The organism is Brevibacterium zhoupengii, from assembly GCF_021117425.1.
Classification (GTDB): Bacteria; Actinomycetota; Actinomycetes; order Actinomycetales; family Brevibacteriaceae; genus Brevibacterium; species Brevibacterium zhoupengii.
Genome location: NZ_CP088298.1, coordinates 4,170,385 through 4,193,479 on the forward strand (window position 1 = coordinate 4,170,385; position 23,095 = coordinate 4,193,479).

General features: G+C 63.1%; 18 protein-coding genes and 2 rRNA genes. 10 read left to right on the plus strand and 10 right to left on the minus strand.

Features of this window, described 5'->3' with window-relative positions:
- Nucleotides 1-34: 34 nt before the first annotated feature.
- Both LQ788_RS18815 and LQ788_RS18820 read right to left on the minus strand, forming a co-directional pair.
- Nucleotides 35-2,041, minus strand: coding sequence for a sensor histidine kinase (locus LQ788_RS18815; RefSeq protein WP_231443673.1), 2,007 nt, complete (start codon nt 2,039-2,041; stop codon nt 35-37).
- A gap of 85 nt (nt 2,042-2,126) precedes the next feature.
- Entirely contained in the window at nt 2,127-3,905 is a 1,779-nt protein-coding gene (locus LQ788_RS18820) for an MOSC domain-containing protein (RefSeq protein ID WP_231443675.1), read from the minus strand.
- 137 nt (nt 3,906-4,042) lie between these two features.
- On the opposite strand from LQ788_RS18820, the gene LQ788_RS18825 reads away from it, so the two are divergent.
- Genes LQ788_RS18825 through LQ788_RS18835 form a run of 3 tightly spaced genes read left to right on the plus strand, consistent with a single transcriptional unit; the run spans nt 4,043 to nt 6,773 of the window.
- Nucleotides 4,043-4,336: a metal-sensitive transcriptional regulator gene (locus tag LQ788_RS18825; protein WP_231443677.1), complete on the plus strand. Its 294-nt coding sequence runs from the start codon at nt 4,043-4,045 to the stop codon at nt 4,334-4,336.
- A 17-nt stretch (nt 4,337-4,353) separates the two neighbouring features.
- Nucleotides 4,354-4,566, plus strand: coding sequence for a heavy-metal-associated domain-containing protein (locus LQ788_RS18830; protein WP_231443679.1), 213 nt, complete (start codon nt 4,354-4,356; stop codon nt 4,564-4,566).
- Entirely contained in the window at nt 4,566-6,773 is a 2,208-nt protein-coding gene (locus LQ788_RS18835; RefSeq protein WP_231443681.1) for a heavy metal translocating P-type ATPase, read from the plus strand. The genes LQ788_RS18830 and LQ788_RS18835 overlap by 1 nt, the downstream gene beginning before the upstream one ends.
- Before the next feature lie 13 nt (nt 6,774-6,786).
- Here LQ788_RS18835 and LQ788_RS18840 read toward each other — a convergent pair whose 3' ends face one another.
- The gene (locus LQ788_RS18840) at nt 6,787-8,433 is read right to left on the minus strand and encodes a long-chain-fatty-acid--CoA ligase (protein WP_231443683.1); all 1,647 of its coding nucleotides are present in this window, start codon (nt 8,431-8,433) and stop codon (nt 6,787-6,789) included.
- A gap of 110 nt (nt 8,434-8,543) precedes the next feature.
- Complete coding sequence (locus LQ788_RS18845; protein WP_231443685.1) at nt 8,544-8,807, minus strand: hypothetical protein; 264 nt, start codon at nt 8,805-8,807, stop codon at nt 8,544-8,546.
- Between the two features lie 134 nt (nt 8,808-8,941).
- Between LQ788_RS18845 and LQ788_RS18850 the strand changes: the two genes are divergently transcribed.
- The 3 genes from LQ788_RS18850 to LQ788_RS18865 are packed head-to-tail and all read left to right on the plus strand — an operon-like array spanning nt 8,942 to nt 11,920.
- On the plus strand, nt 8,942-9,619 hold the full coding sequence (locus LQ788_RS18850; RefSeq protein WP_231443687.1) for a hypothetical protein: 678 nt from the start codon (nt 8,942-8,944) through the stop codon (nt 9,617-9,619).
- Nucleotides 9,619-10,635, plus strand: a complete 1,017-nt coding sequence (locus tag LQ788_RS19885) for a response regulator transcription factor (protein ID WP_275902017.1) — start codon at nt 9,619-9,621, stop codon at nt 10,633-10,635. Before LQ788_RS18850 ends, LQ788_RS19885 begins: the two co-directional genes overlap by 1 nt.
- A gap of 4 nt (nt 10,636-10,639) precedes the next feature.
- Nucleotides 10,640-11,920, plus strand: a complete 1,281-nt coding sequence (locus tag LQ788_RS18865; protein ID WP_231443689.1) for a sensor histidine kinase — start codon at nt 10,640-10,642, stop codon at nt 11,918-11,920.
- 52 nt (nt 11,921-11,972) lie between these two features.
- Here LQ788_RS18865 and LQ788_RS18870 read toward each other — a convergent pair whose 3' ends face one another.
- A complete protein-coding gene (locus LQ788_RS18870; protein WP_231443691.1) occupies nt 11,973-12,476 on the minus strand; it encodes a DUF1990 family protein in 504 nt (167 codons plus the stop codon).
- Between the two features lie 187 nt (nt 12,477-12,663).
- Here LQ788_RS18870 and LQ788_RS18875 point away from each other — a divergent pair, with 187 nt between their 5' ends.
- Entirely contained in the window at nt 12,664-13,116 is a 453-nt protein-coding gene (locus tag LQ788_RS18875) for a MaoC family dehydratase (RefSeq protein WP_009882206.1), read from the plus strand.
- A 50-nt stretch (nt 13,117-13,166) separates the two neighbouring features.
- Here LQ788_RS18875 and otsB read toward each other — a convergent pair whose 3' ends face one another.
- Nucleotides 13,167-15,812 (minus strand): trehalose-phosphatase, encoded by a 2,646-nt coding sequence (otsB, locus tag LQ788_RS18880; protein ID WP_231443693.1) that lies wholly within the window; start codon nt 15,810-15,812, stop codon nt 13,167-13,169.
- Between the two features lie 105 nt (nt 15,813-15,917).
- On the minus strand, nt 15,918-16,661 hold the full coding sequence (locus tag LQ788_RS18885; RefSeq protein WP_231447485.1) for an HdeD family acid-resistance protein: 744 nt from the start codon (nt 16,659-16,661) through the stop codon (nt 15,918-15,920).
- A gap of 103 nt (nt 16,662-16,764) precedes the next feature.
- Between LQ788_RS18885 and LQ788_RS18890 the strand changes: the two genes are divergently transcribed.
- Genes LQ788_RS18890 through LQ788_RS18900 form a run of 3 tightly spaced genes read left to right on the plus strand, consistent with a single transcriptional unit; the run spans nt 16,765 to nt 18,924 of the window.
- Nucleotides 16,765-17,334 carry a winged helix-turn-helix domain-containing protein gene (locus tag LQ788_RS18890; RefSeq protein WP_231443695.1) on the plus strand — a complete coding sequence of 190 codons (570 nt, stop codon included), beginning with the start codon at nt 16,765-16,767 and terminating at the stop codon, nt 17,332-17,334.
- 37 nt (nt 17,335-17,371) lie between these two features.
- Nucleotides 17,372-18,550: a serine hydrolase domain-containing protein gene (locus LQ788_RS18895; RefSeq protein ID WP_231443697.1), complete on the plus strand. Its 1,179-nt coding sequence runs from the start codon at nt 17,372-17,374 to the stop codon at nt 18,548-18,550.
- On the plus strand, nt 18,547-18,924 hold the full coding sequence (locus LQ788_RS18900; RefSeq protein WP_231443699.1) for a hypothetical protein: 378 nt from the start codon (nt 18,547-18,549) through the stop codon (nt 18,922-18,924). Before LQ788_RS18895 ends, LQ788_RS18900 begins: the two co-directional genes overlap by 4 nt.
- Nucleotides 18,925-18,973: 49 nt before the next feature.
- Here LQ788_RS18900 and LQ788_RS18905 read toward each other — a convergent pair whose 3' ends face one another.
- The 3 genes from LQ788_RS18905 to LQ788_RS18915 form a co-directional block, all read right to left on the minus strand.
- Complete coding sequence (locus LQ788_RS18905; RefSeq protein WP_231443701.1) at nt 18,974-19,399, minus strand: Rieske (2Fe-2S) protein; 426 nt, start codon at nt 19,397-19,399, stop codon at nt 18,974-18,976.
- Nucleotides 19,400-19,696: 297 nt separating this feature from the next.
- A 5S ribosomal RNA gene (gene rrf, locus LQ788_RS18910) occupies nt 19,697-19,815 on the minus strand.
- 160 nt (nt 19,816-19,975) lie between these two features.
- Nucleotides 19,976-23,090, minus strand: a 23S ribosomal RNA gene (locus LQ788_RS18915).
- Nucleotides 23,091-23,095: the final 5 nt, after the last annotated feature.

Below are 23,095 nucleotides of genomic sequence, written 5' to 3' on the forward strand. Positions count from 1 at the left end.
GTCGCACAGCACAGGTGAGGCCCCGCGGAGCACCTCAGTCGCGGTCGTCGCGCACGATCTGGATCGGGCCCGTGGGCGGATTCCCGGACGGCGGCTGGCTCGATGATGAGGGCCCAGTCGAGGGATTCCCGGAAGCCTGCCCGAGCTCCCCGGGATCAACGTCACTGGTGTCGGGCAGCCATACCGTGAGCACAGCGCCCTTGAACTCGTCGCAGTCCTCGCCACGGCCCTGGACATCGACGGCCCCACCGAGACGGCGGATGGCCTGGACGACCAGGGACAGTCCGACCCCGCGGGTGCCGGATTCCTGGCGGCCGAGGCCCTTGTCGATCTCGACCCCGTCATGCTTCGTCGACCAGCCGCGTTCGAAGATCGCATCGACGTACTCTTCGTCGATGCCCGGTCCATCGTCGCTGACCTCGATCGTGAACCCGCTGGCACCGCCTGCTCCGCTCAGGTGGACGTGCACTCGCTTGTCCTCGGGCAGAACGTCCTGCCTGCGCAGAGCGTCGAAAGCGTTGTCGATGAGGTTGCCGAGGATGGTCGCGAGATCACGGTCGTCCCCGCCGAGGCGGCCCGAGAGTCCCGCCGTATCGACGGTCATATCGATGCCCACCTCGGCGGCCTGGGCGATCTTCGAGAGCAGGAGTGCAGAGAGCACAGGATGGTCGAAGCTCATCTGACCATCGCCGGTGACCCGGTTGAGATCGGCGAGGTCCTTGGCGGCGAAATCGATCGCCTCGTCGATGTGACCGGTCTCCAACAGGGAGACGACCATGTGGAGTCGGTTCGCATATTCGTGGGTCTGTGCGCGCAGAGAATCGGAGAACGACCTCACCGAGACGAGCTCACCGGAGAGTTCGGCGAGTTCGGTGTGGTCGCGCATCGTCACGACCCAGGTGTCACTGGCGGCGTCGGTGGGCTGCTGATTGACGACGAGGACCCGATCGTCGGTGTAGTGGATCTCGTCGCGGGCCCACCGGCCTGATGAGAGAAGGTCTCTGAGGGCATCGGGCAGGTCGAGGCTGCGCAGTGCGATGCCGCCGATCGGAGAGGTCGCCCGAACCGGATCGTCGGTGGCAGCGATCTGCTCACCTGCCTTCCCCTCGCCTGCGGCGGGCAGTCCCAGAAGCTCGCGGGCCTCGGCATTGATGAGGACGATGCCCGTCGAACGATCGAGGAGAAGCAGCCCTTCCGACACGGCCTTGAGCACCGAGGAGTAGAACTCGAGCATGCCGCGCAGCTCATTGGCGCCGTAGTCACCGGTGACGCGGCGCAGACCGCGGGAGGTCGCCCAGGAAGCGGCGATCCCCAGGACAAGAGTGGTGATGGCGATGCCGATGAGCCAATTGCTCTGGGCCAGGAAGCCCTCCCGCACAGAATCGGCCGAGTTGCCGACGACGACGGCCCCGACGACGGTGTTGGGTCCGATGTCGTCGACGCCGAGGTGCTTCGCGAAGACTGGGCTGATGACGTACATCGTGCCGCCGCCGGGACCACCATCCTCGAGGAAACGGACCACGGACTCACCCTCGGAGACCCGCGAGCCGTCGATGGTCGCAGCGAGCTGATCGACGGAGTCATCGGGCACATCTCCCGACACCGAGGACACGATCTTCGCCTCGATGCTCTCCTGTCGATTCGACGAACCCAACGTCGGCGGGGTGACGAGGTAGTCGATGGGCACAACCGCGGCCACATCGAAATCGTACTGGCTGACCACATTGTCCAGCATCGTCTCGATGTCCTCCTGCGAACCCTCATCGATGAAGTCACCCGAGGTGACCTCGCCCGAACCGACCAGGCTCAGCGACATCGACATATTGTCGGCCGCAGAGCGCAGCAGGTCCTGTTCGCGCTTCTGGTTCAGCTGGGAGAGTTGGATGTAGAGGAGGCTCGTCGTGAGCACCATGATGCCCACGAGCATGATCGAGTTCGCGAACATGATGCGCCCGGCAACGCCGAACTTCAGACGCCTGCTCACACGTGCCACTGGTCCTGTCAGTCCTCCTGACTTCACGACACGCTGATCCTTGGGCATGAGTCCATTCTGCCACCCACTGCGCCAACTCCCGGGTCAGGCGGAATCGCGACGATCAGGTTGGCGACAATCTCGTTTGCGACGGTCAGATCCCGAGACTGATGGGCCCGGAGGGCACAGCGGAGCACACGAGCACCTCGTCGGCGGCGATCCGCGCCGCGGGTTCGACCGGGTAGATGACCGACCCGGCCGCCAAGGACACAACACAGGTACCGCAGGAACCGCCGCGGCAGGAGTTGTCGGCGCGCAGTCCGCGCGCTTCCAGTGCTTCGAGCAGCGTCCCCTGCTGGGGCTCCCAGAGGAAGCTGGTGCCCGAATTCTCCAAGGTCACCTCGGCGGGCGAGCATTGGGCGATGGCCTCGCTCATGCCGGTGTTCGGGGAGGCGAAGATCTCCTGGTGCACGGCCGGGACTCCGGCCTCGGCACTGGCGTCGAGCACCGCACGGGTGAAGTCTGCGGGCCCGCAGACCATGACGTTGTCGCATCCGGCGAGCCAGTCGACGAGCTCGGCGTGGCCGGGTCTGCCCTGGCTCGCGGTGTCACGGTGGTGGGTCTCGACGGGAATCTGTCGCGAGTGGGCGCGCTTGCGCAGCCGGTCCCAGAGGCAGGCCGTCCGTTGGTCACGATCAACGTGGAAGAGCTTGATCTTCTCGGTTCCCGACAGTTCGGCTCCGCGCATGAGGCCGAGGCTCGGGGTGATGCCGATGCCGGCGGTGACCAGCGCGGTTGTGCCCCCGAAGACACGGTTCGCGGTCATGGTCCCGTGCGGCCCGGAGGCGAGGATGGACTGCCCGGGCGCGAGCTCCGCCACCGCTCGGGAGCCCTTGCCCTGGGTGCGCACCGCGACCCGGACGATGTCATCGGAGACATCCGTGATCGTGTAGGTCCGCCAGAAGGGTTCGCCGAGTTCGAGGTGGACGCGCAGGTTGGTGCCGGGTTCGTCGAACTCGCGGATCCAGCCCTGGTCATCGCGCAGGGAGACTTCGACGATGTCATTGCAGATCTGCTGGCTGCCCAGCACCGTCATGAAGCGCGGGGTCCGCGCGGTCTTGACGAGCTCTCGCGGGGCATCGTCTTCGATCTCGATCTCATCACCGGTGCTGACCAGGCCGGATTCCAGGATCCGACCGTAGACGCCGCAGTGCAGGTGCCCACACGCCGAGGCCAGGACCCGGGGGACGTTGACGTCGACGGCAGTCGTGACCGGGTTGACCGTGGTCGCCGGGCAGCGTTCGATCGCCTGGGTGATGGCCAGACGCACCCCGCCGAGTCGGACGATCTTGCCGATGAGTGCGAATTCCTCGAAGGGGGCGAGTCCGTCGACGAGGACGTTTCCGCGGAAGCGCAGCGGGTCGAGTTCGGTCTCATCCGGTCCCAACGCCGCCTGTCCGTCGGCGGTCTGGGAGATCGCGGCGACCGTAGCCGGGTTGATGATCGAGACACCCGCGGCCTGAGAGTCGAACATGCCCTGGTCCGCGACGCTCAGTGCGCGCGGGAAGTCACCCTGAGGGGGTATGCGCGCAGAGAGGAAGTCCGCCGAGGTGGCCCGTGAGTCCCGGTCATCCGTGCGAAACGTCGTGGTCTCGTTCTGCGGGGACGTCAGGGTCACGGTTGGGGGCGCGGACGGGGCAGCCGCCTCGGCGAGGTCGATGGCCACCCGCCACTTCTGCAGGTCGGTGTCATTCTTGAGCACCGTGAACGCGGAGTATCGGTGCCAGCTGTCGTCGGGGATGTCGAGGCTGCCGTTGGTGAACGCGGCGACACGGTCACCGAGGATGCCGCGGCCGGTGCGCACATCCGCCTCGGTGATCTCTTCGGCAGGGAACCCCTTGACGGGGAATCGGAACAGTCTGGCAACGCGCATGATTCGATTGTAGGAGCTTGGCGACGCCCGGCACCCACGGTGAGACCAATTGCACAAACGCCGAGGGGCTCCAGCTCAAGCCCGCGACAGGGGCATCGCCCCTTGACTCATACCCTAAGGGGGTATAGAGTATCGTCATGACTGAGCACCATGGATACACCCCGCAGAAGGACGCCCTTGCGAAGCGGATGAAACGGATCGAAGGTCAGGTCCGTGGGATCGGACGGATGATCGATGACGACAAGTACTGCATCGACATCCTGACCCAGGTCTCCGCCGCAACGGCCGCGCTGCACGCGGTCTCCATCAACCTCTTAGAAGAGCACATCGCTCATTGCGTGGTCGACGCCGCATCCTCAGGAGATGACGACGCCGCCCGCAAGAAGATCGAAGAGGCTTCAGCCGCTATTGCCCGACTCATCAAGAGCTGAATGACAGGAGACACATCATGACAACCACCACCGTCACCGTCAACGGAATGACCTGCGGCCACTGCGAGACAGCCGTCAAGGAAGAGCTCGGGGCACTGCCCGGAGTCACCGATGTCGCCGTTGAGCTCAATGCCGGCGGGGACTCCCCCGTGACCATCACCTCCGAGAAGGATCTCGACGAAGCCGCAATCAGCGCCGCCGTCGATGAGGCCGGCTACGAGGTGAAGTGATGTCCCGCGAAGTCGATCTCGACATCACGGGAATGACCTGCGCGTCCTGTTCGGCTCGCATCGAGAAGAAGCTCACCCGCCTCGATGGGGTCAGCGCCGAGGTCAACCTGCCGCTGAATTCCGCCCACGTCATCGTCGAATCCGAGCTGAGCGACGAGGATCTTCTGACCGCCGTCGAAAAGGCCGGCTATGGCGCCACCGTCAAGACCGCCTCGGCGAGCGGACCGGAGATCGTCGACTACGACCCCCGGCATCTGCGGCCCCGCTTTATCGGTTCGCTGATTCTGGCGGTGCCGATCGTGGCCATCTCCATGGTCATGAGCTGGCACTTCCCCGGCTGGGAATGGATCGTCGCGATTCTCGCCCTGCCGGTCGTGACCTGGGGCGCCTGGCCGTTCCACTCCGCCGCATTCAAGGCCGCCCGCGGACGGTCAACGACCATGGACACCCTGGTCAGCGTCGGAATCATCGTCGCCAGCGCCTATTCCTACATCACCCTGGGCCGGGCCGTCGCCGACGGCTACGGCTGGCAGATCCCCGCGACCTACCATGTGTGGTTCGAGGCTGCCGCCGCAATCACGGTGTTCCTGCTCATCGGCAAACTCACCGAGGACCGGGCGAAGAATCGGGCGACAGCTGCACTCAAGGCCTTACTGGGCCTGGGCGCACGCTCGGCAAACGTGGTCCGCGAAGGCACCGGAGACACTCGCGTCGAGGCCCAGGTCCCGATCGACGAACTCGTCGTCGGCGATGTCTTCATCGTCCGCCCGGGCGAGAAGATCGCCACCGACGGCGAGGTGATCGCGGGGCATTCCGCGATCGACGAGGCCATGCTCACCGGCGAATCGGTGCCCGTCGAGGTCGATCTCGGCGACGCCGTCACCGGCGCCACCATCAACACCTCCGGCGTGCTCGAGGTCAGAGCCACCCGCGTCGGGTCCGATACGACCCTGGCTGCCATGGCCGACCTGGTCAGCCGTGCGCAGACGGGCAAACCCGCCGTGCAGCGCCTGGCCGATCGGATCTCTGCCGTGTTCGTGCCGATCGTCTTCGCCACCAGTGCTCTCACGCTTCTGGCGTGGGGGCTGATCACCGGCGACTGGGCGATGGGTCTGCACGCGGCCCTCACCGTCCTCATCATCGCCTGCCCCTGTGCGCTGGGTCTGGCCACCCCGACGGCCCTGGCCGTCTCGTCCGGACGCGGTTCGCAGCTGGGCATCCTCGTCTCCGGGCCCGAGGCTCTCGAATCGACGCGGTCGATCGACACCGTTGTGCTCGACAAGACCGGCACCCTGACCACGGGTGTCATGACCCTGCTGGAGACCCAGCTGTCCGACACCGACTTCGCGGTCCTGGCTCGCCTGGAATCACAGAGTGAGCACCCGGTGGCTCGCGCGATCGTCGATGCCGCTGACACGAGGGCTGAGTCTCAGCCGGCCGCGCAGGCGAGCGCCGGGCTGGGACGAACAGTCGCCTCGGCGATGGATGATTTCGAGAACATTCCCGGCGGCGGGCTGCAGGCCACGATCGACGGCGCCGAGGTGCTCGCTGGTCGGCCCGATCTGCTCCGCGAGCGTGGAATCGACGTGTCATACACCTCCGATTCTGTGCCCACCGGGGCCACGATCGTCGCTCTGGCCATCGACTCGCAGTTCCGCGGTCTGACCTTCGTCTCCGATGAGATCAAGACCGGAGCTCCCGAGGCGATTGCCGAGCTGCATTCGCTTGGCATCGACACCGTCCTCCTGACCGGGGACAATGCCCAAGCCGCCGAGGTGGTCGCGGGCAAGCTCGCCATCACCGAGATCCGCGCCGATGTCCGTCCCGAGGGCAAGATCGCCGTGGTCAATGAGCTGCAGGCTCGGGGGCAGGCGGTGGCGATGGTCGGCGACGGCATCAACGATGCCGCGGCTCTGGCCGGTGCCGATCTGGGTATCGCGATGGGTTCGGGCACGGATGCGGCGATGGCTGCCTCAGACATCACCATGGTGCGTTCGGATCCCCGGCAGATCCCGCAGGCGATTCGCCTGTCGAGGAAGACGCTGGGCCTGATCAAGGGCAACCTGTTCTGGGCCTTCGCCTACAATACGGCTGCCGTTCCGATCGCCGCCCTCGGACTGCTGAGCCCGATGATCGCCGGAGCCGCGATGGCGTTCTCCTCGGTGTTCGTCGTCCTCAACAGCCTGCGGCTGCTGCGGTTCAAGTAGGACTCATAACCTGTCAGCCCTGGATGCGGGTAGTGCGGTCGCCCCATTCCTGGTTGCGAAGTTCGAACTTCTGGATCTTGCCGGTCGAGGTCTTGGGCAGGGCCTCGACGATCTCGACCTCGCGCGGGGCCTTGTACTTCGCGATCTGCGTGCGCACATGGTCGATGACTTCGGCCTCGGTGACCGCGGAGCCTTCACGCACGATGATGAAGGCCTTCGGTCGTTCGCCCCATTTGTCATCCGGGACACCGATGACGGCGACTTCGAGGACTGCCGGGTGCGAGGAGATTGCCTGTTCGATCTCGACTGTGGAGATGTTCTCGCCGCCGGAGACGATGATGTCCTTCGAACGGTCGCGCAGCTCGATGTAGCCGTCCTCGTGCATCACACCGAGGTCACCGGAGTGGAACCAGCCGCCCTGGAATGCCTTCGCGGTGGCCTCCTCGTCGCGGAAATAGCCCTTCATCACGTTGTTGCCGCGCATGACGATCTCACCGATCGTCTGCCCATCGGCGGGAACGTCGACCAGTTCGTCACCCGATTCGAGCGCGACGATGCGGGCCTGATCGGCTTGGACCATGCCGACTCCCTGCCGCGCCCGCAGTCTGGCTCGGGACTTGTCATCAAGGGAATCCCACGAATCCTGCCACTCGCACACCGTGTAGGGACCGTAGGACTCGGTGAGTCCGTAGACGTGAACGATCTGGAAGTTCAGTGCCTCCATCTCCCAGATGAGGGTGGGACTGGGTGCGGCACCGGCCATCGTGGCCGTCACTGCCTGATCGAGGGAATGCGCCTGTTCGGCGTTGATGACCGTGCTCATCACGGTCGGGGCACCGTTGAGGTGGGTGACTTCGTGCCGATCGATGAGGTCCCAGATCACGTCTCCGCGGACCTCGCGCAGGCACACCTGGGTGCCACCGGCTGCGGCCAGCGCCCAGCCTGTGCACCAGCCGTTGCAGTGGAACATCGGCAGCGTCCACAGGTACACGCTCTTCTCATCGTGGTCTGAGTGTATGACTTCGCCGAGAGCGTTGAGGTAAGCGCCCCGGTGTGAGTACATCACCCCCTTGGGTCGACCCGTGGTGCCCGAGGTGTAGTTGATCGACAGCGTCGCCCGCTCGTCCTCGACGCGCCAGGCGAGCTCGTTAGTGTCAGCCTCGGCGCCGGCGAGGAACTCGTCCAGGCTGGTCACGGTCGGTGTCGCGGAATCCGGGCGGACTGCCTCGGCGGAAGAGCCGAGCGTCGTATCCTCGACGTCGACGATGGCCTCAACCGTGTCGAGGCCATCGATGACCGGGGCGACGCTGGGCCACAGCTGCGTGTCGACGACCAGCAGCTTCGCCTGACTGTGGTTGCAGATGTAGCGGACCTCTTCGGCGGCCAGCCGGGTATTGATCGGCACGAGGACGGCTCCGGCCAGCGGCACGGCGAATTGGGCCATGAGAGCCTCAGGGAGGTTGGGCATGAGGTAGGCGACGCGATCGCCGGGCTTGATGCCTGCCGCACGCAGAGCATGCGCCCGGGTCTCAACAGCAGCTGCGAATTCCCGGTAGGTCAGTTCCTGGTCGTTGTAGACCACGGCGCGCTTGTCGGGAAAGACGTCGGCCGAGCGGCGCAGGAAGGACAACGGTGTCAGTTCTGTGTTCCAAGTCTCCATGGAAAAAGCCTACGACACCGCTCCATGGCCCCGCCGAGGTGGGCCTCAGCTGCCGTAGGACTCAGCCGCCGTAGGACTCGGCCGCCGAGAACGGGGTGCAGGCGATCAGCTCATTTGAGGATCGGGTAGGTCTGATCCTCATTCTGCGTGTCATTGCGCATCACCCAGTTGAGAATGCAGGCCATGGCGCTGACCAGGACGAATGCGGCACCGGCATAGATGAAGGCGAATCCGAATGCGGTTCCGTCCTGCCACGCACGGGTGACGATGATCGCCAGGACCAGTACGACGACGCCGCAGACGAGCCCCACTTTGAGCGCGTCCTTGTAGGACACGGTGCTGCTGGACTTCTTCTCAGACTTCGATGGTGCCATGTCCCCAGGATACCGGTCCCACCTGAGAATCAGGCCACCGAGGTCTCCCTGCAGCGGGTCGGCAGGGGCGTCTCTGAATCGCCGGAATCGCGGTGCGGGTGGACTACCCGGGCAGAACACGCAAAAATGTCTACGTGCCCATCCCCATTCGCCGCCCCTCAGTTGAGGCCGCGCGCTCGCTGAACTTCAACCAGGTCTCCCCTGGTCAGAAGTCGCGCCCGCGCACGGCGTTGAGGACAGTGATCGCAACCATCCTTGCAACGATCACGCTGGCTGGTGTGGCTGCATGCGGTCCGGACAAGGGCCTGCGAGTGGAACCCGAGGGTGAGACGTCCCCCACCCAGTTCGAACCGGCGAACACGGATTCCGGTCCGCCCAACAAGCCGTTCTCACTCACGGAGATCCGCAAGGCCATCGTGGCTTCCTCGGGAATCGCGGTGACCGGCAGGGCCACGGAGTCTGCGCAGGTCGTCGACGACTGCGAGGAATGCCTCAAATTCACGACTCCCTTCCTCAGCGGTGACAGGAAGTTCCAGGTCGTCACCGTGGCCAACCCGAAGCAGAAGAGTGAGATCGTGGCGGGCGCCGTCATCAGTGAGAAGGACGGCAAACCTCGGCTTGAGCTCATCGCCACAGGCAACCAGTTGAAACTCAGCCCAGGTAAGAATGGGACACTGGTGGTGCAGGAGGCGATGTATGCCGATGGTGACGATGCCTGCTGCCCTTCAGGTTGGTCGGTGCAGGTGTTCCGCCTGCATGAAGGTAGGTTTGAACCGGGTCAACGCTTCACGCGGCTTAATGGAGAAACGTAATGCATATTGTTCTGGTTGAGGATGACGAGGTCATCCGGGAAACGACCCAGATCGGCCTGGAACGGTTCGATTACACGGTGTCGGCATTTGCCGACGGCCGTGAGGGGTACGAGTTCGTCGCTGCACATGGTGCCGACGTTCTGCTTCTCGACCTCATGCTGCCCACCATGAACGGCGCATCGATCTGCCGGGCGGTGCGTGAGCGCTCCACCATTCCCATCATCATCATCTCCGCCCGCTCGGATGCGATCGACATCGTCCAGGCGCTCGAGGCCGGAGCCGACGACTACCTCACCAAACCCTTCGACATGCAGGTGCTCAACGCCCGCATCCGCGCCGTCGTCCGCCGCTTCATCACCACCGGCACCGACAAGCTCGGCTATTCCCCGACGACCGAGATGGGCGAAGAGCACGAAACCGTGATCGGACCCGGCGGCATGATCACCGGAGACGGCATCCCCGAGGTGCTCGGGGCCAGCCCCGGCATGGACACCCGCGAACGCCTCAAGGCTCAGCTCGAGTCCGACGACACGTACCTGGGTGCGGGCGGAAAATTCACCTCGGCGGATATGAACGCTGGTGGAGACGAGCAGATGATCGGCGGCGACGTCTCCGTTCCGCCTCGCCCGGACGGCTCACCAGCCACGCAGTCGGGGCCGAGCCACGGCGGCTACATGGGTGCGAGCAAGCCCCAATCCGCCAGCACAGATTCCGATGGTGAGCTCGGTCCGTTCCGCACGCGCCTGGGTTCGCTAGTCCTCGACACCGGCCGCCTGACCGTGGAGATCGACGGCGAAGAGGTTCACCTCACCCCCACCGAGCTCCGCGTCCTCCTGCTCCTGACCGAGCAGCCCGAACACGTCTACTCACGTGAGAAGATCGCCTTCACCGTCTGGGGATACGAATGGGCTGGCGACTCCCGTGTCGTCGACGTCCACATTCAGCGCCTGCGGAAGAAGATCGGCGCCAACATGATCGAGACCGTCCGCGGATTCGGATACCGCTTCGCGGGCTGATCGCATGTCACTGCGCTGGAAGATCTCCCTTCTCATCGTTGCCTCGGTCATCATCGCCGTGCTCTCCTGCTCGATCGTGCTGCGCCAGTCCGCAGCCCGTGCCGAGGACGACCGGATGCGATCGACGGTGACCGAGCAGCTTGCGAACTCCGTCGCGATCTTCTCCGAGACCGGGGTGCTCACCCTCAACGCCCGCATCGATGACCCGGCTCTGCCCAAGGATGCACGCGCCCAGGCGCTCAAGGGTCAGAGCGTGACGATGCGCTCCGAGGTCGATGGGGAGGAGATCGTGTGGGCAGCGGCTCCGATCGAGGTCGGCACTTATACCGAGGTGATCTCCGTGCGCGCCTCGACCAAGGACAGCCAGGAGCTCATCGGCCGCATCGACCAGGCGCTGCTGGTGGGTATGATCGGCTCCGCGCTGGTCGTCGGCGGTGTCGGCTCCATTGTGGCAGGACGCATCTCCCGCAGGCTGACCCTGGGCGCTCAGGCCGCGCGGAAGATCGCGGCCGGGGACACGAGCATCAGAATCGCCGATGTCGTTGACGACACGGATCAGGAGGTCGCGGCCTTCGCCTCGGCGGTCGACACTGCCGTGACACGGCTGACCGAGCGCATCGACTCCGAGCAGCGTTTCACGGCTGACCTGGCCCATGAGATGCGGACCCCGCTGACAGGGCTGGTCAACGCGGCCAACCTGCTCGAAGAGGATTCGCGTCCGGCCGAACTCGTCAAGGATCGGGTCAAGCGCATGCAGGTCCTCGTCGAGGACCTCCTCGAAGTCTCCCGCCTCGATGCGGGGCGGGCGAATCCCGAGTTCACCCGCGTCAACATCGACCAGGCGATCCGATCGCTGCTGGGCACGATGACGGCCTCCGGCGCCCTGGCCGGCCACGACATCGACACACAGTTCGCGGCTCTGAATTCAACGTTGGTCACCGATGTCCGCCGCTTCGAACGCATCATCTCGAATCTGCTGGTCAACGCCATCAAACACGGTGCGGATCCGATCCGCTTGGAGACGAGCACCCGCAGCATCACGATCACCGACTCCGGTTCCGGCTACCCGCCCGACATCGTCAACACCGGTCCGACCCGCTTCGTCTCCGCAGGTGGTGGCGGCATGGGCCTTGGTCTCGTGATCGCGCAGGGTCAGGCCCGCCTGCTGGGCATCCGACTCATCTTCAGCAACGACCCGATCACCGGCGGCGCTCGAACCGAGGCGATCTTCCCCGATCCCGAGGCTCAGGACCAGGCCCTCAAGCAGTACCTCGAAACGGCCTGAGCACTCAGCCGCAGTGCGCTGTCAGCTGCGCAGGTCACGCTGTGTGCCGTCGTCAGCTGCGCAGGGCGCGGGAGTATCGCCTGCGGTAGATGATCTGGGCGAGGCGGACGAAGGGCTCGCCGAGGCGCCAGATCCCCATTCCCGCTCGTGAGACGGAACGCAGCACGAGGAAGACTCGATCATCCTCAGCGTTGATGAGGATGAATGACTCTTCACCGGTGATCGGGTGCCCGGGCTTCGTCCCATAGGTGAAGCCACGACGCGCCTCGGACTCGAAGACTGTGATGACACGTGCCGGCTCGGGCAGGCGGAAGGGCCCGAGTCGCACGAAGATCGTCGGCTCCTGCCCGGCCCGAACCCGTGGAGTGCCAGTACCAGACTGCGTAACCCCGATGTCGAAGCCGCTGCGGATCTTCACCTCCCAATGCAGGAGCTCTTCGGCGCAGCGGTCGAAAGTCTCGCGGCCATGACCGACGAAGTAGGCTGATTCGAAGTTCCGGTAGCCTGCTGGCCGGTCGACCCACCGGGGTGAGAGCGGCTGAGTCAGTGGTTCCATGCCACCAACCTAACCGAATTCCGGACACATCATCGCCGTGCCGTTACCGCATCCCGGACACACCGGTGCCAAGTGTCCTGCGAACAAGTAAGGTGCCAAGTACCGACATTTACTCAATCGAATGTCCGCTAAGAGCACTTATCAGACCCACCACGTACGACAGGCACGGATCAAAGGAGAACCAAGAATGCGCACACTCAATGGAATCGATGAGATCACCTCGCTCGTCGGCACCGAGCTGGGCTCGTCGGAGTGGACGACGATCGACCAGGACGCGATCAACACCTTCGCCGATGTCACCGACGATCACCAGTGGATCCACATCGACGAGGAGCGCGCGGCAGAAGGCCCCTACGGAGCGACGATCGTCCACGGCTTCTTCACCCTGTCCCTGATCCCGAAGTTCTCCAGCGAGATCTTCACCATCGAAGGCGTGTCCATCCGCGTCAACTACGGGCTCAACAAGGTCCGCTTCGCTCAGCCCGTTCCGGTGGGTTCGCGCCTGCGCGGCACCGTCAGCGTCAACGAGGTCATCCCCGGGGACAAGGGTACCCAGGTCATCCTCAAGCACGTCATCGAGATCGAAGGCCAGGAGCGTCCGGCCTGCATCGCCGAGGTGGTCACCCTCCTCGTCGAGTGACCTGACTTCCACAGCACAATGGCGTTGACCGCCCCAGCTGACGCCAGCCCTCAGCTCGGGCGGTAGGCGTCGAGCATCTGGGCGACGCGGATGTAGCCCAGATGCGAGTATGCCTGCGGATGGTTGCCCAGGTGCATCTCCGCCACCGGGTCGTACTCTTCGGCCAACAGCCCGGTCGGCCCCAGCAGGTTGTCCACCTGCCGGAACAGGTCCCAGGCATCATCGATGCGCCCGACCTTGATAAAGGCCTCGATGAGCCAGGTCGTGCAGATGTGGAAGCCGCCTTCAAGGCCGGGCAGCCCGTCGTCGTACCGGTAGCGGAAGACCGTCGGTCCCACCCGCAGCTCGCGTTCGATGGCGTCCACTGTCGAGACGAAGCGCGGATCATCGGCGGGCAGCAGACCCGAGAGTCCCACGAACAGGCATGCCGAGTCGAGGTCGGTCTCGCCGTAGGCAACGGTGAAGGCCCCGACCTCCTCGTTGTACCCGTTCTCGAGCACATCGTGGGCGATCTCCTCGCGCAGCTGCCGCCAAGCCCCGGGGAGTTCACGACCGAAGCGTTCGGCGATCTGCAGCGCCCGATCGACCGTCACCCAGCACATGACACGCGTGTAGACGTTGTGTTTGGGCGGCCTTCTGGCCTCCCAGATGCCGTGATCGGCCTCGAACCACCGTTTGCTCACGGCCTCGACCATCTGGCAGGTCAGTCGCCAATAGGAATCCGGAAGATCGCCGAGGTGCTCGCTGAGATCGTTGAGGAGTTCCGTGACCGGACCGAAGACGTCGAGTTGGACCTGGTGTTCGGCCGCGTTGCCCACTCGCACCGGGCGGGATCCCGCATATCCGGGCAGGTGGGCCAGCACCGCCTCGGTGGTCAGCGCGGAGCCGTCGACGGCATAGAGCGGGTGCAGCTGTTCAGGAGACACGGTGCGGGCCAGGATTCCAGTGAGCCAGGACAGGAAGCCCTCGGCCTCACCGGTCGAACCCAACGCGAGCAGGGCGCGCACGGTCATCGAGCCGTCGCGCAGCCAGGTGTACCGGTAGTCCCAGTTGCGCACGCCGCCGATGCCCTCCGGCAGGGAGGTCGTGGGTGCGGCGAGGACTCCTCCGGTCGGTTCGTGGCACAGGGCGCGCAGGGTGATGGCCGAGCGGATGACCTCTTCGCGGTGGTGGCCGGGGATGTTAAGTGTGTCGACCCAATTGGTCCAGAAGTTCAGGGCGCGTTCGCGCACATGGTGCTCTCCGCCTGTGGCCATGTATCTCGCGTCGCCGGTGCCGGTGCCGCAGGCCAAGACCAGCACGACGGCTCCTCCTGGTTGCTGCGAGGGCACAACGACCGCCTCGGCGGTGTGTGACTGTCCGACATCGCTGATCTCGAAGTCGATGCCCGGTGCGATCAGGGAGATGGGTTCGGAGGTTCCGAGCACCTGCACTCCGTCGTCGGTGCGCACTATCTGCGTCGGCACTGTCGCGTAGTCGAGGCGTGGGGCGAAGCGGATCCGCGCTGGGGTGTCGCCGGTGAGCACGCGTACGACGATGGTGTCATCACTGTTGGCGTCGACCGGGGCGAGGTAGTCGAGGCAGCTGAGCCCGGGCCACCGGGTCTCCAGCAGCGTCGAGTGGGTGACGTAGCGCTGTGTCAGGGGCGCGGTGCCGGCCTCTGTTTCGACGGCGAAGAACCCGGCGGCCTCGGCGCCGAGGATCTCGGAGAACATCGATGAGGAGTGCGGCAGCGGGTGCGGCATCCAGCAGATGCGACCGCCCGGGTCCAAGAGTGCCGTCGACTGCCCATTGCCCAGCAGGCTGTGCCGGTGGATCGGGGTCGCGCGCCGGCCGAAGAGCCAGGATTTGCGCAGTTCGTAGATCGCGGCGAGGACGACAGAGACCTCGGCCGGTGAGCTGATCCTGTAGTCGGCGTGGGTGTCGCCGGGTTCACGGTCGACCTTGAGCCCCAGGTCCTGGTCCCCGAGCGTTTCGAGGGCGAATTCGTCTGCAGTGTCGTCGCCGATGAACACGACCACCTCGGCGCTGGTCTGGTGCCGCAGGCGCTGCAGAGCCTCGGCCTTGGACGAGGGGACGACCGAGAGATCGATGACCTGTTTGCCCCGAGTCGGGAAGATCGCGTGGGCCTCGACCAAGTTGCTGACCGCGTCTTCGACCCTCTGACGTTCGGCCTCGTCGAGTCCGCGCAGGTGCACGGCGGCACCGGTGGTCTTGTGTTCGATGATCGTCGTCGGCAGGGTCTGGAAGACGTCTCGCCGGAGACCGTCTAAGGCGGTGCGCTGCTCCTCGTCGAGGGTGTCGATGGCGACCGTGTCCGTCTCTCCGCCGTGGGAGCCGAAGAGGTGGACCTCTCGTGGCAGCCGTGACATGGCCGCGAGGTCGCGCAGGCTGCGCCCGGAGATCACCCCCGCCGAGGTGGTCGGGAGCAGAGCGAGCGCGCGCAGTGAGTCGACCGAGGCGTCCAGCGGGAATGCCTGGCCGGGGAGGTCGACGATCGGTGCAATGGTGCCGTCGTAGTCGGTGGCGATGAGGAGCGAGGAGGAGCGTGAGACCTCGAAGAGGCGGCGGAAGAGTTCCGGGGAGAGTTCGCGGCTGGCCTCGGCCAGGTCACCCAAGAGGCCGGATGAGCTGACGGAGGCGGCGATCGGAGTCAGCGGAGAAAGATTCTCGTAGTCATGCTCGACGGTACTCATCTCACCTCGGTCTTCTCGAGTTCGGCTGTGGTTCTCGTGTGATGGACCCTGCTGGCAGTGCAGGTCGTGGCGAGCGTGCAGGCTGCTCCGAGTCCACGGCCCGGGTCAGTTCTTGGTCTCGGGCCGATTCTGATCCTCTGGATCCTCGGGAGCATTGAGATCCTCTGGCGTGTTCAGTTCATCGAAAGAGTCTGAGTTCGCGTCGTTGCTGTCGTGTGTCTCTGCCTGGCCGGCCGCGACCTGTTTGGACTTGCTGATACGCGAATAGCCGCCGATGATGAAGATGACTCCGGCGATGAGCGTGGCCACGCCGGTGAAGCCGAGGATCCACAGTGCACCGAAGCCGTCTCCGAACATGAGGATCACGCCGAGCAGCACATGGCACGCCGCGGCGATGAGGAAGTCCGATGCCATGGGGTGGGTCTTGAGCTGGCGATAGTTCCACAGTTCGAGGAGACCGTGCAGCAGGGCCCAGATGCTCATGGCTGCGCGCAGTTCCGCCGGCTGCTCGGCGAGGAACAGGAACACGATCGCGGGGACCGTGATGATCGCCTGGCCGTAGACCGCTGTGCGCACGTTCAACGGCGAACGCAGTCCCTGGTAGACGAGCACCAGCGCGAACAGCACCAGGTAGCTGATCGAGAGGATATCGACGATGTCGACGCCCATCGACAGGTGTTTGGGGCTGGCGGCATCGCGTGGCCAGAAGACCGTCGCGAAGCCGAAGGCGACGCCGAGGATTCCGCGGACGACCATCGGAGCACCGAGTGCTTTCGACTCGGAGATGGCCTGAGGCAGTGCCTCGGGTCGCGGTTGCGTGGACTCGGTGCGCGGTTCGTCGGTACTCATCACGACACCAGTTTAGGTCTCTCACCTGAGTCTGTCTGGTGTTGGTCTGGACACAACCAGATCATGTATTTACGTAATTACGTACTTTGTGTATTATGGGCTTATGAGTTCGTTGTCGAAGGGTCAATCCGTACACGACTTCGAGGGGCGCTTGGCCGGGCTTGAGCGCAAGGTCGCCAGCCTGGAGAATGCTGTTCACACGACCGCACCGATCACCAAGGCTGAGTCCACTCTGGCGCCGAAGAGGACGAACCCGACCGCCGATGACGACGCCTTCTGGGCGCTGAACGGCCTCATCGATCGAGCAGGAGACGAAGGCGGAGTCGTCTACACCGGACATACCACTCCCCCGGGCGGCGAGCTCCCAGTGTCCTGGCAGATGGGGCTGCCGTCGGCGGCAATCAATGACCTCAATTTCGCCGAGGCGGCCCCGGCCCTTGCGGCACTGGGCCACCCGGTCCGCCTCGAACTCCTGCAGGCGATCTACGAGGGGACAAGCACCGTCGCCCAGCTCGGCGAAGACGAACGATTCGGCACGACCGGCCAGATCTACCACCACATCCATGCCCTGGCCGGGGCTGGCTGGCTCGAGAACTCGCGCCGAGGCCACTGGCGCGTACCCAGCCAGAAGGTCATCCCCCTCCTCACCCTCTTCCTCATCGGCACTCACTGACACGCAGACACGCACTGGCACTCACTCGGGAGCACTCATGAACACCGCCACCGCCTCCGAAAGCTCCAACACTCCTCGCCCACACTCAGCCCCAGACGAGTCGGGGACTCAGCGGACATGGGTCGCTGTGCTCACCGCCGGCATCGTGGGCGTACTGCTTCTGCTCATCACTCCGTTTCCACGTGGGTTCCAGGGCGAGACGACCGGCGACGCAGCTCTGGTCAGCCAGGTCGAGAACGCCCTCGACAGCGGGCACTGGCACCATGTGGCAGCGGCGAAGATCAATGGCGATGATGTCACCTGGGGAGGGGTCGGCGCCGACGAGAATTCCGAGTTCGAAATCGGATCGATCACGAAGACCGTCACCGCCGCGCTCTACGCCGACGCGATCGAACGAGGTGAAATCGACGAGAGAACCAACCTCGGCGAGGTCTGGCCCGAACTCGACGGTGAGGTTGCCGAGGTGACGCTGGCGTCAATCGCCACGCAGCGCTCAGGATTGCCCGCGCAGGAGCCGGCGCTGAGTTTCGGCGATGGCCTGGCGACATTCCTGTCGAGGTATATCCACACCGACCCCTATCGCGGGACTGCGACGGACCTCGCCGACTCGCTCAGGAACGTCGACGTGGGTCCGCAGGAACCCGAGTACTCGAACTTCGCATTCGGGATCCTCGGACAGGCACTCGCGACGGTCACGGACTCCAGCTACGGCGATCTTGTCAGGGAACGGATTACGGAGCCCTTGGGAATGACGGACACCTACGTGCCAAGAACGGCCGAGGGACTCTCACATGGCTACACTGCTTCTGGGCTGCGGGCAGCACCATGGACCTTGGGCGGGACCGCGCCCTCGGGTGCCATCAGGTCGACTGCCCATGACATGAGCATCTGGCTGCGTGCGACGGTGGACGGATCGGCCCCTGGCTCGAGAGCCGCCCAGCCGCGTGAGGACTTCGATGAGTCGGATCGCATCGGCTGGGCCTGGTTCACCACGAAGGATCGCAGTCCGAATCTCACCTGGCATAACGGTGGCACCGGTGGATACCGGTCGTTCCTCGGATTCGATCCGAAGACGTCGCAGGGAATCATTGTCCTCTCCGACTCGGCAATCTCCGTCGACGATGCCGCGGACGTGATCTCGACAAGCAACGCATCGTCGCTGGGTACGCAGCGCCCCTCGCAGGTACACGACGATCAGGCGGGAGGGAACTCATGAACCCCGAGCTCGTCTCTCAGATCGCATCCGCGATCGTGGTCGCGTGGGGCGCTTACTCTGCAATCAAGGCCTCTCGTGCTCACACCCGGACCGTGCTGCTGAGTAACCTCTTCGTTGCACTCGCCATGCTCTTGCTTGTCCGGCTGATTGCAGACTACGGCGGTTGGACCTCGTGGTTCATCTACGTGTGGCTGCTCTGCCTCGGCGCGTATGTATTCGGCGTGTACCTGGCAGCGAGGGCCTGGTCGAACCTTCCCTGGACCACGAATGGAGCTGCAGCCAAACGGTCGGAGATGACAGGCCTCGGGGTATCGGCCGTGATGACGCTGGCTGTCGCGGGTGCGCTGGTGATTCCCGGGCTTGTGTTGGGCTAGAAAACCCAGCCTGAAGGTCAAGGTGAGAACCACGGTGTGCATAGCAGGTCTACTTCTCTGAGATTGTCAGCGTCCCGTCGGAGTCGGTGACGGAGAATTTCGGCAATGGATCGGTGGCCGGACCGGCGAGGACCTCCCCGGTGGACGTTGAGAACTGTGAAGAATGGCAGGGGCAGGTGATCTTGTCTTCGGTGATGGTACGGACCTGGCAGCCCTGATGAGTGCAGACAGAGGAGAACGCGTGGAATTCGCCTTCCTTCGGCTGGGTGACCACATATGTTTCGTCGATAACGGTTCCAGAACCGACGGGAACGTCTCCCGCAGCGACGCTGGCATCGTCTGCTGAACCACTTGTCGGCGTCTCGGACGGGTCCTCGGACCCGCACGCCGAGGTCAGCGCCACCGAGGAACCGACGACAGCTGCGGATCCGACCATGCCGGCGGATTTCATGATCGTACGTCTATTGGTTTCCACTGTGCTCCTCAGTCTCCTGTGCATACGTGAACTGTGCGGTCTCCGTGCGATTGTTCGGCTTCCAGGGTAACGCGAAGCACTGACTCTCCCATATTCATTCACTCAGAGTCAGCCTGTTCCGTGCGGCGTCGCCGGCAGCAGTCCCGGGTCAAGCAGCAGTGTCGGGTCAACGGGATGTCCCGCTTTTGAATGCAGAAAGTGGTGGTGCGGACCCCGCCCCAAAAGGAACCGAAATCCACACCACCAGATACAAGTAAAGGCCACCCCCAAAAGGGAGTGACCTCTACTCAAAGAATATTGCGGCAGTCACCTACTCTCCCACAACCACCAAGTTGCAGTACCATCAGCGCGAATGGGCTTAGCTACCGGGATCGGAACGGTTAACCGGGCGTTTCCCCACCACTATCACCACCGCAAAACCCAACAGACCACCACCACCCCAAGCCATCAGCTCAAAGAGTGTCGTAGCGGTCCAAGAACCGTACAGCGAACGCGAACACCATCATGCAACATGACTCATAAAATATCTCGTCAAACCCATAGCGTGAAACACGCACACACCAACCAATGATTGTGGTTGATGAGTGATCGGCGTATTAGTACCAGTCAACTCCACACCTTACAGTGCTTCCATACCCGGCCTATCAAACCCATAATCTATAGGACACCTCACCCCAACTTAATGGGTTGGAAATCTCATCTCGAAGCAGGCTTCCCGCTTAGATGCTTTCAGCGGTTATCCTTCCCGAACGTAGCCAACCAGCCATGCACCTGGCGGTACAACTGGCACACCAGAGGTTCGTCCGTCCCGGTCCTCTCGTACTAAGGACAGGCCTCCACAAATTTCCTACGCACGCAGCGGATAGGGACCGAACTGTCTCACGACGTTCTAAACCCAGCTCGCGTACCGCTTTAATGGGCGAACAGCCCAACCCTTGGGACCGACTACAGCCCCAGGATGCGACGAGCCGACATCGAGGTGCCAAACCATGCCGTCGATATGGACTCTTGGGCAAGATCAGCCTGTTATCCCCGAGGTACCTTTTATCCGTTGAGCGACCACGCTTCCACAAGCCATGGCCGGGTCACTAGTCCCAGCTTTCGCTCCTGCTCGACACGTCCGTCTCACAGTCAAGCTCCCTTGTGCACTTACACTCGACACCTGATTGCCAACCAGGCTGAGGGAACCTTTGGGCGCCTCCGTTACTCTTTAGGAGGCAACCGCCCCAGTTAAACTACCCATCAGGCACTGTCCCTGAACCCGATCAGGGTCCGAAGTTAAGAAATCCAGTATAATCAGAGTGGTATTTCACTTGACGACTCCACCACCACTAGCGTGATAGCCTCACAGTCTCCCACCTATCCTACACAAACCACACCGAATCCCAATACCAAACTATAGTGAAGGTCTCGGGGTCTTTCCGTCCTGCTGCGCGTAACGAGCATCTTTACTCGTAATGCAATTTCGCCGAGTTCGTGGTTGAGACAGCAGAGAAGTCGTTACGCCATTCGTGCAGGTCGGAACTTACCCGACAAGGAATTTCGCTACCTTAGGATGGTTATAGTTACCACCGCCGTTTACTGGGGCTTAAATTCTCCGCTTCACCCTTACGGGTTAACGAGTCCTCTTAACCTTCCAGCACCGGGCAGGCGTCAGTCCGTATACATCGACTTACATCTTCGCACGGACCTGTGTTTTTAATAAACAGTCGCTTCTCTCTGGCCTCTGCGACCACCACCAGCACATCACCAAGCACGTTGGCTTCACCGGGATGGTCCCCCTTCTCCCGAAGTTACGGGGGCATTTTGCCGAGTTCCTTAACCACGATTCTCTCGATCACCTTAGTATTCTCTACCTGACCACCTGTGTCGGTTATAGGGTACGGGCAACACACAACCTCACGCCGATGCTTTTCTCGGCAGCATAGGATCACCAGATCACCCCACCACAAGTGGGGCGCCCATCAGCTCTCACACTACGTGTGGGGACGGATTTACCTACCCCCACGTGCTACGACCTTAGACCACGACTACCATCGCGTGGCCTGGCTACCTTCCTGCGTCACACCTCGCGCTTACCGACTCCACACTCAGGTCCTTGCCCACACACCAACCAGACATCCGAAGACATCACGGGTGAGTAGAAAAGTTAGTATCGTGTGTTTTGGTATTGACGGTTGAGCGTCGGTACCAGAATATCAACTGGTTGTCCATCGACTACGCCTGTCGGCCTCGCCTTAGGTCCCGACTTACCCAGGGCGGATTAGCCTAGCCCTGGAACCCTTGGTCATCCGGTGGACGGGTTTCTCACCCGTCTTTCGCTACTCATGCCTGCATTCTCACTCGTACCGGCTCCACCACTCGTTCACACGGCGACTTCACTGCCAGCACGACGCTCCCCTACCCAACACCCCACCATTACGGCTACTTGGGGTGCTGCCACAACTTCGGCGGTGTACTTAGCCCCGCTACATTATCGGCGCTCAATCACTTGACCAGTGAGCTATTACGCACTCTTTCAAGGATGGCTGCTTCTAAGCCAACCTCCTGGTTGTCTTCGCAACTGAACATCCTTTCCCACTTAGCACACGCTTAGGGGCCTTAGTTGATGGTCTGGGCTGTTTCCCTCTCGACAATGAAGCTTATCCCCCACTGTCTCACTGCCACGCTGAACCTTACCGGCATTCGGAGTTTAGTTGACGTCAGTAACCCGGTGGGGCCCATCAGCCATCCAGTAGCTCTACCTCCGGCAAGAACCACGCAACGCTGCACCTAAATGCATTTCGGGGAGAACCAGCTATCACAGAGTTTGATTGGCCTTTCACCCCTAACCACAGGTCATCCCCTCCATTTTCAACTGAAGTGGGTGCGGGCCTCCACGCGCTCTTACACACGCTTCACCCTGCCCATGGCTAGATCACTCCGCTTCGGGTCTAGGACACGCGACTCATTCGCCCTATTCGGACTCGCTTTCGCTACGACTACCCCTCTCGGGTTAACCTCGCCACGCACCGCTAACTCGCAGGCTCATTCTTCAAAAGGCACGCCATCACCCCAACAAAGGAGGCTCTGACGGATTGTAAGCACATGGTTTCAGGTACTATTTCACTCCCCTCCCGGGGTACTTTTCACCATTCCCTCACGGTACTATCCGCTATCGGTCATCAGGAAGTATTTAGCCTTACCAGGTGGTCCTGGCAGATTCACACGACATTCCACGAGTATCGTGCTACTCGGGCAAACACATATCGTCGGGGCCACATGTTTCGTCTACGGGACTCTCACCCACTCCGGTACTGTTTCCCACCAGCTTCGACTACACAAGGCACACATCAACGACTCGGTCATGCTGGACCGAACACGCATTCCCCACAACACCGCATACGCAACACCAGCACGTTTGACACGCACACGGTTTAGGCTGATCCAGTTTCGCTCGCCACTACTCCCGGAATCATGTTTTATTTTCTCTTCCTACGGGTACTGAGATGTTTCACTTCCCCGCGTTCCCTCCACGCATCCTATATATTCAGATGCGGGTCACCACACTCTCATGTGGCGGGGTTTCCCCATTCGGACACCCTCGGATCACAGCCCGTTTATCGGCTCCCCGAGGCTTATCGCAGATTTCCACGTCCTTCATCGGCTCCTGATGCCAAGGCATCCACCATGCGCTCTTACACACTCATCACACCC

Excerpts from the sequence above, each read along its gene's own strand:
- LQ788_RS18835 (WP_231443681.1), top strand. The coding sequence starts at position 4,566 with ATGTCCCGCGAAGTCGATCTCGACATCACGGGAATGACCTGCGCGTCC.
- LQ788_RS18820 (WP_231443675.1), bottom strand. The coding sequence starts at position 3,905 with ATGCGCGTTGCCAGACTGTTCCGATTCCCCGTCAAGGGGTTCCCTGCC.
- LQ788_RS18885 (WP_231447485.1), bottom strand. The coding sequence starts at position 16,661 with ATGAGTACCGACGAACCGCGCACCGAGTCCACGCAACCGCGACCCGAG.
- LQ788_RS18865 (WP_231443689.1), top strand. The coding sequence starts at position 10,640 with ATGTCACTGCGCTGGAAGATCTCCCTTCTCATCGTTGCCTCGGTCATC.
- LQ788_RS18845 (WP_231443685.1), bottom strand. The coding sequence starts at position 8,807 with ATGGCACCATCGAAGTCTGAGAAGAAGTCCAGCAGCACCGTGTCCTAC.
- LQ788_RS18815 (WP_231443673.1), bottom strand. The coding sequence starts at position 2,041 with ATGCCCAAGGATCAGCGTGTCGTGAAGTCAGGAGGACTGACAGGACCA.
- LQ788_RS18895 (WP_231443697.1), top strand. The coding sequence starts at position 17,372 with ATGAACACCGCCACCGCCTCCGAAAGCTCCAACACTCCTCGCCCACAC.
- LQ788_RS18900 (WP_231443699.1), top strand. The coding sequence starts at position 18,547 with ATGAACCCCGAGCTCGTCTCTCAGATCGCATCCGCGATCGTGGTCGCG.
- LQ788_RS18890 (WP_231443695.1), top strand. The coding sequence starts at position 16,765 with ATGAGTTCGTTGTCGAAGGGTCAATCCGTACACGACTTCGAGGGGCGC.
- LQ788_RS18840 (WP_231443683.1), bottom strand. The coding sequence starts at position 8,433 with ATGGAGACTTGGAACACAGAACTGACACCGTTGTCCTTCCTGCGCCGC.
- LQ788_RS18825 (WP_231443677.1), top strand. The coding sequence starts at position 4,043 with ATGACTGAGCACCATGGATACACCCCGCAGAAGGACGCCCTTGCGAAG.
- LQ788_RS19885 (WP_275902017.1), top strand. The coding sequence starts at position 9,619 with ATGCATATTGTTCTGGTTGAGGATGACGAGGTCATCCGGGAAACGACC.
- LQ788_RS18830 (WP_231443679.1), top strand. The coding sequence starts at position 4,354 with ATGACAACCACCACCGTCACCGTCAACGGAATGACCTGCGGCCACTGC.
- LQ788_RS18870 (WP_231443691.1), bottom strand. The coding sequence starts at position 12,476 with ATGGAACCACTGACTCAGCCGCTCTCACCCCGGTGGGTCGACCGGCCA.
- otsB (WP_231443693.1), bottom strand. The coding sequence starts at position 15,812 with ATGAGTACCGTCGAGCATGACTACGAGAATCTTTCTCCGCTGACTCCG.
- LQ788_RS18875 (WP_009882206.1), top strand. The coding sequence starts at position 12,664 with ATGCGCACACTCAATGGAATCGATGAGATCACCTCGCTCGTCGGCACC.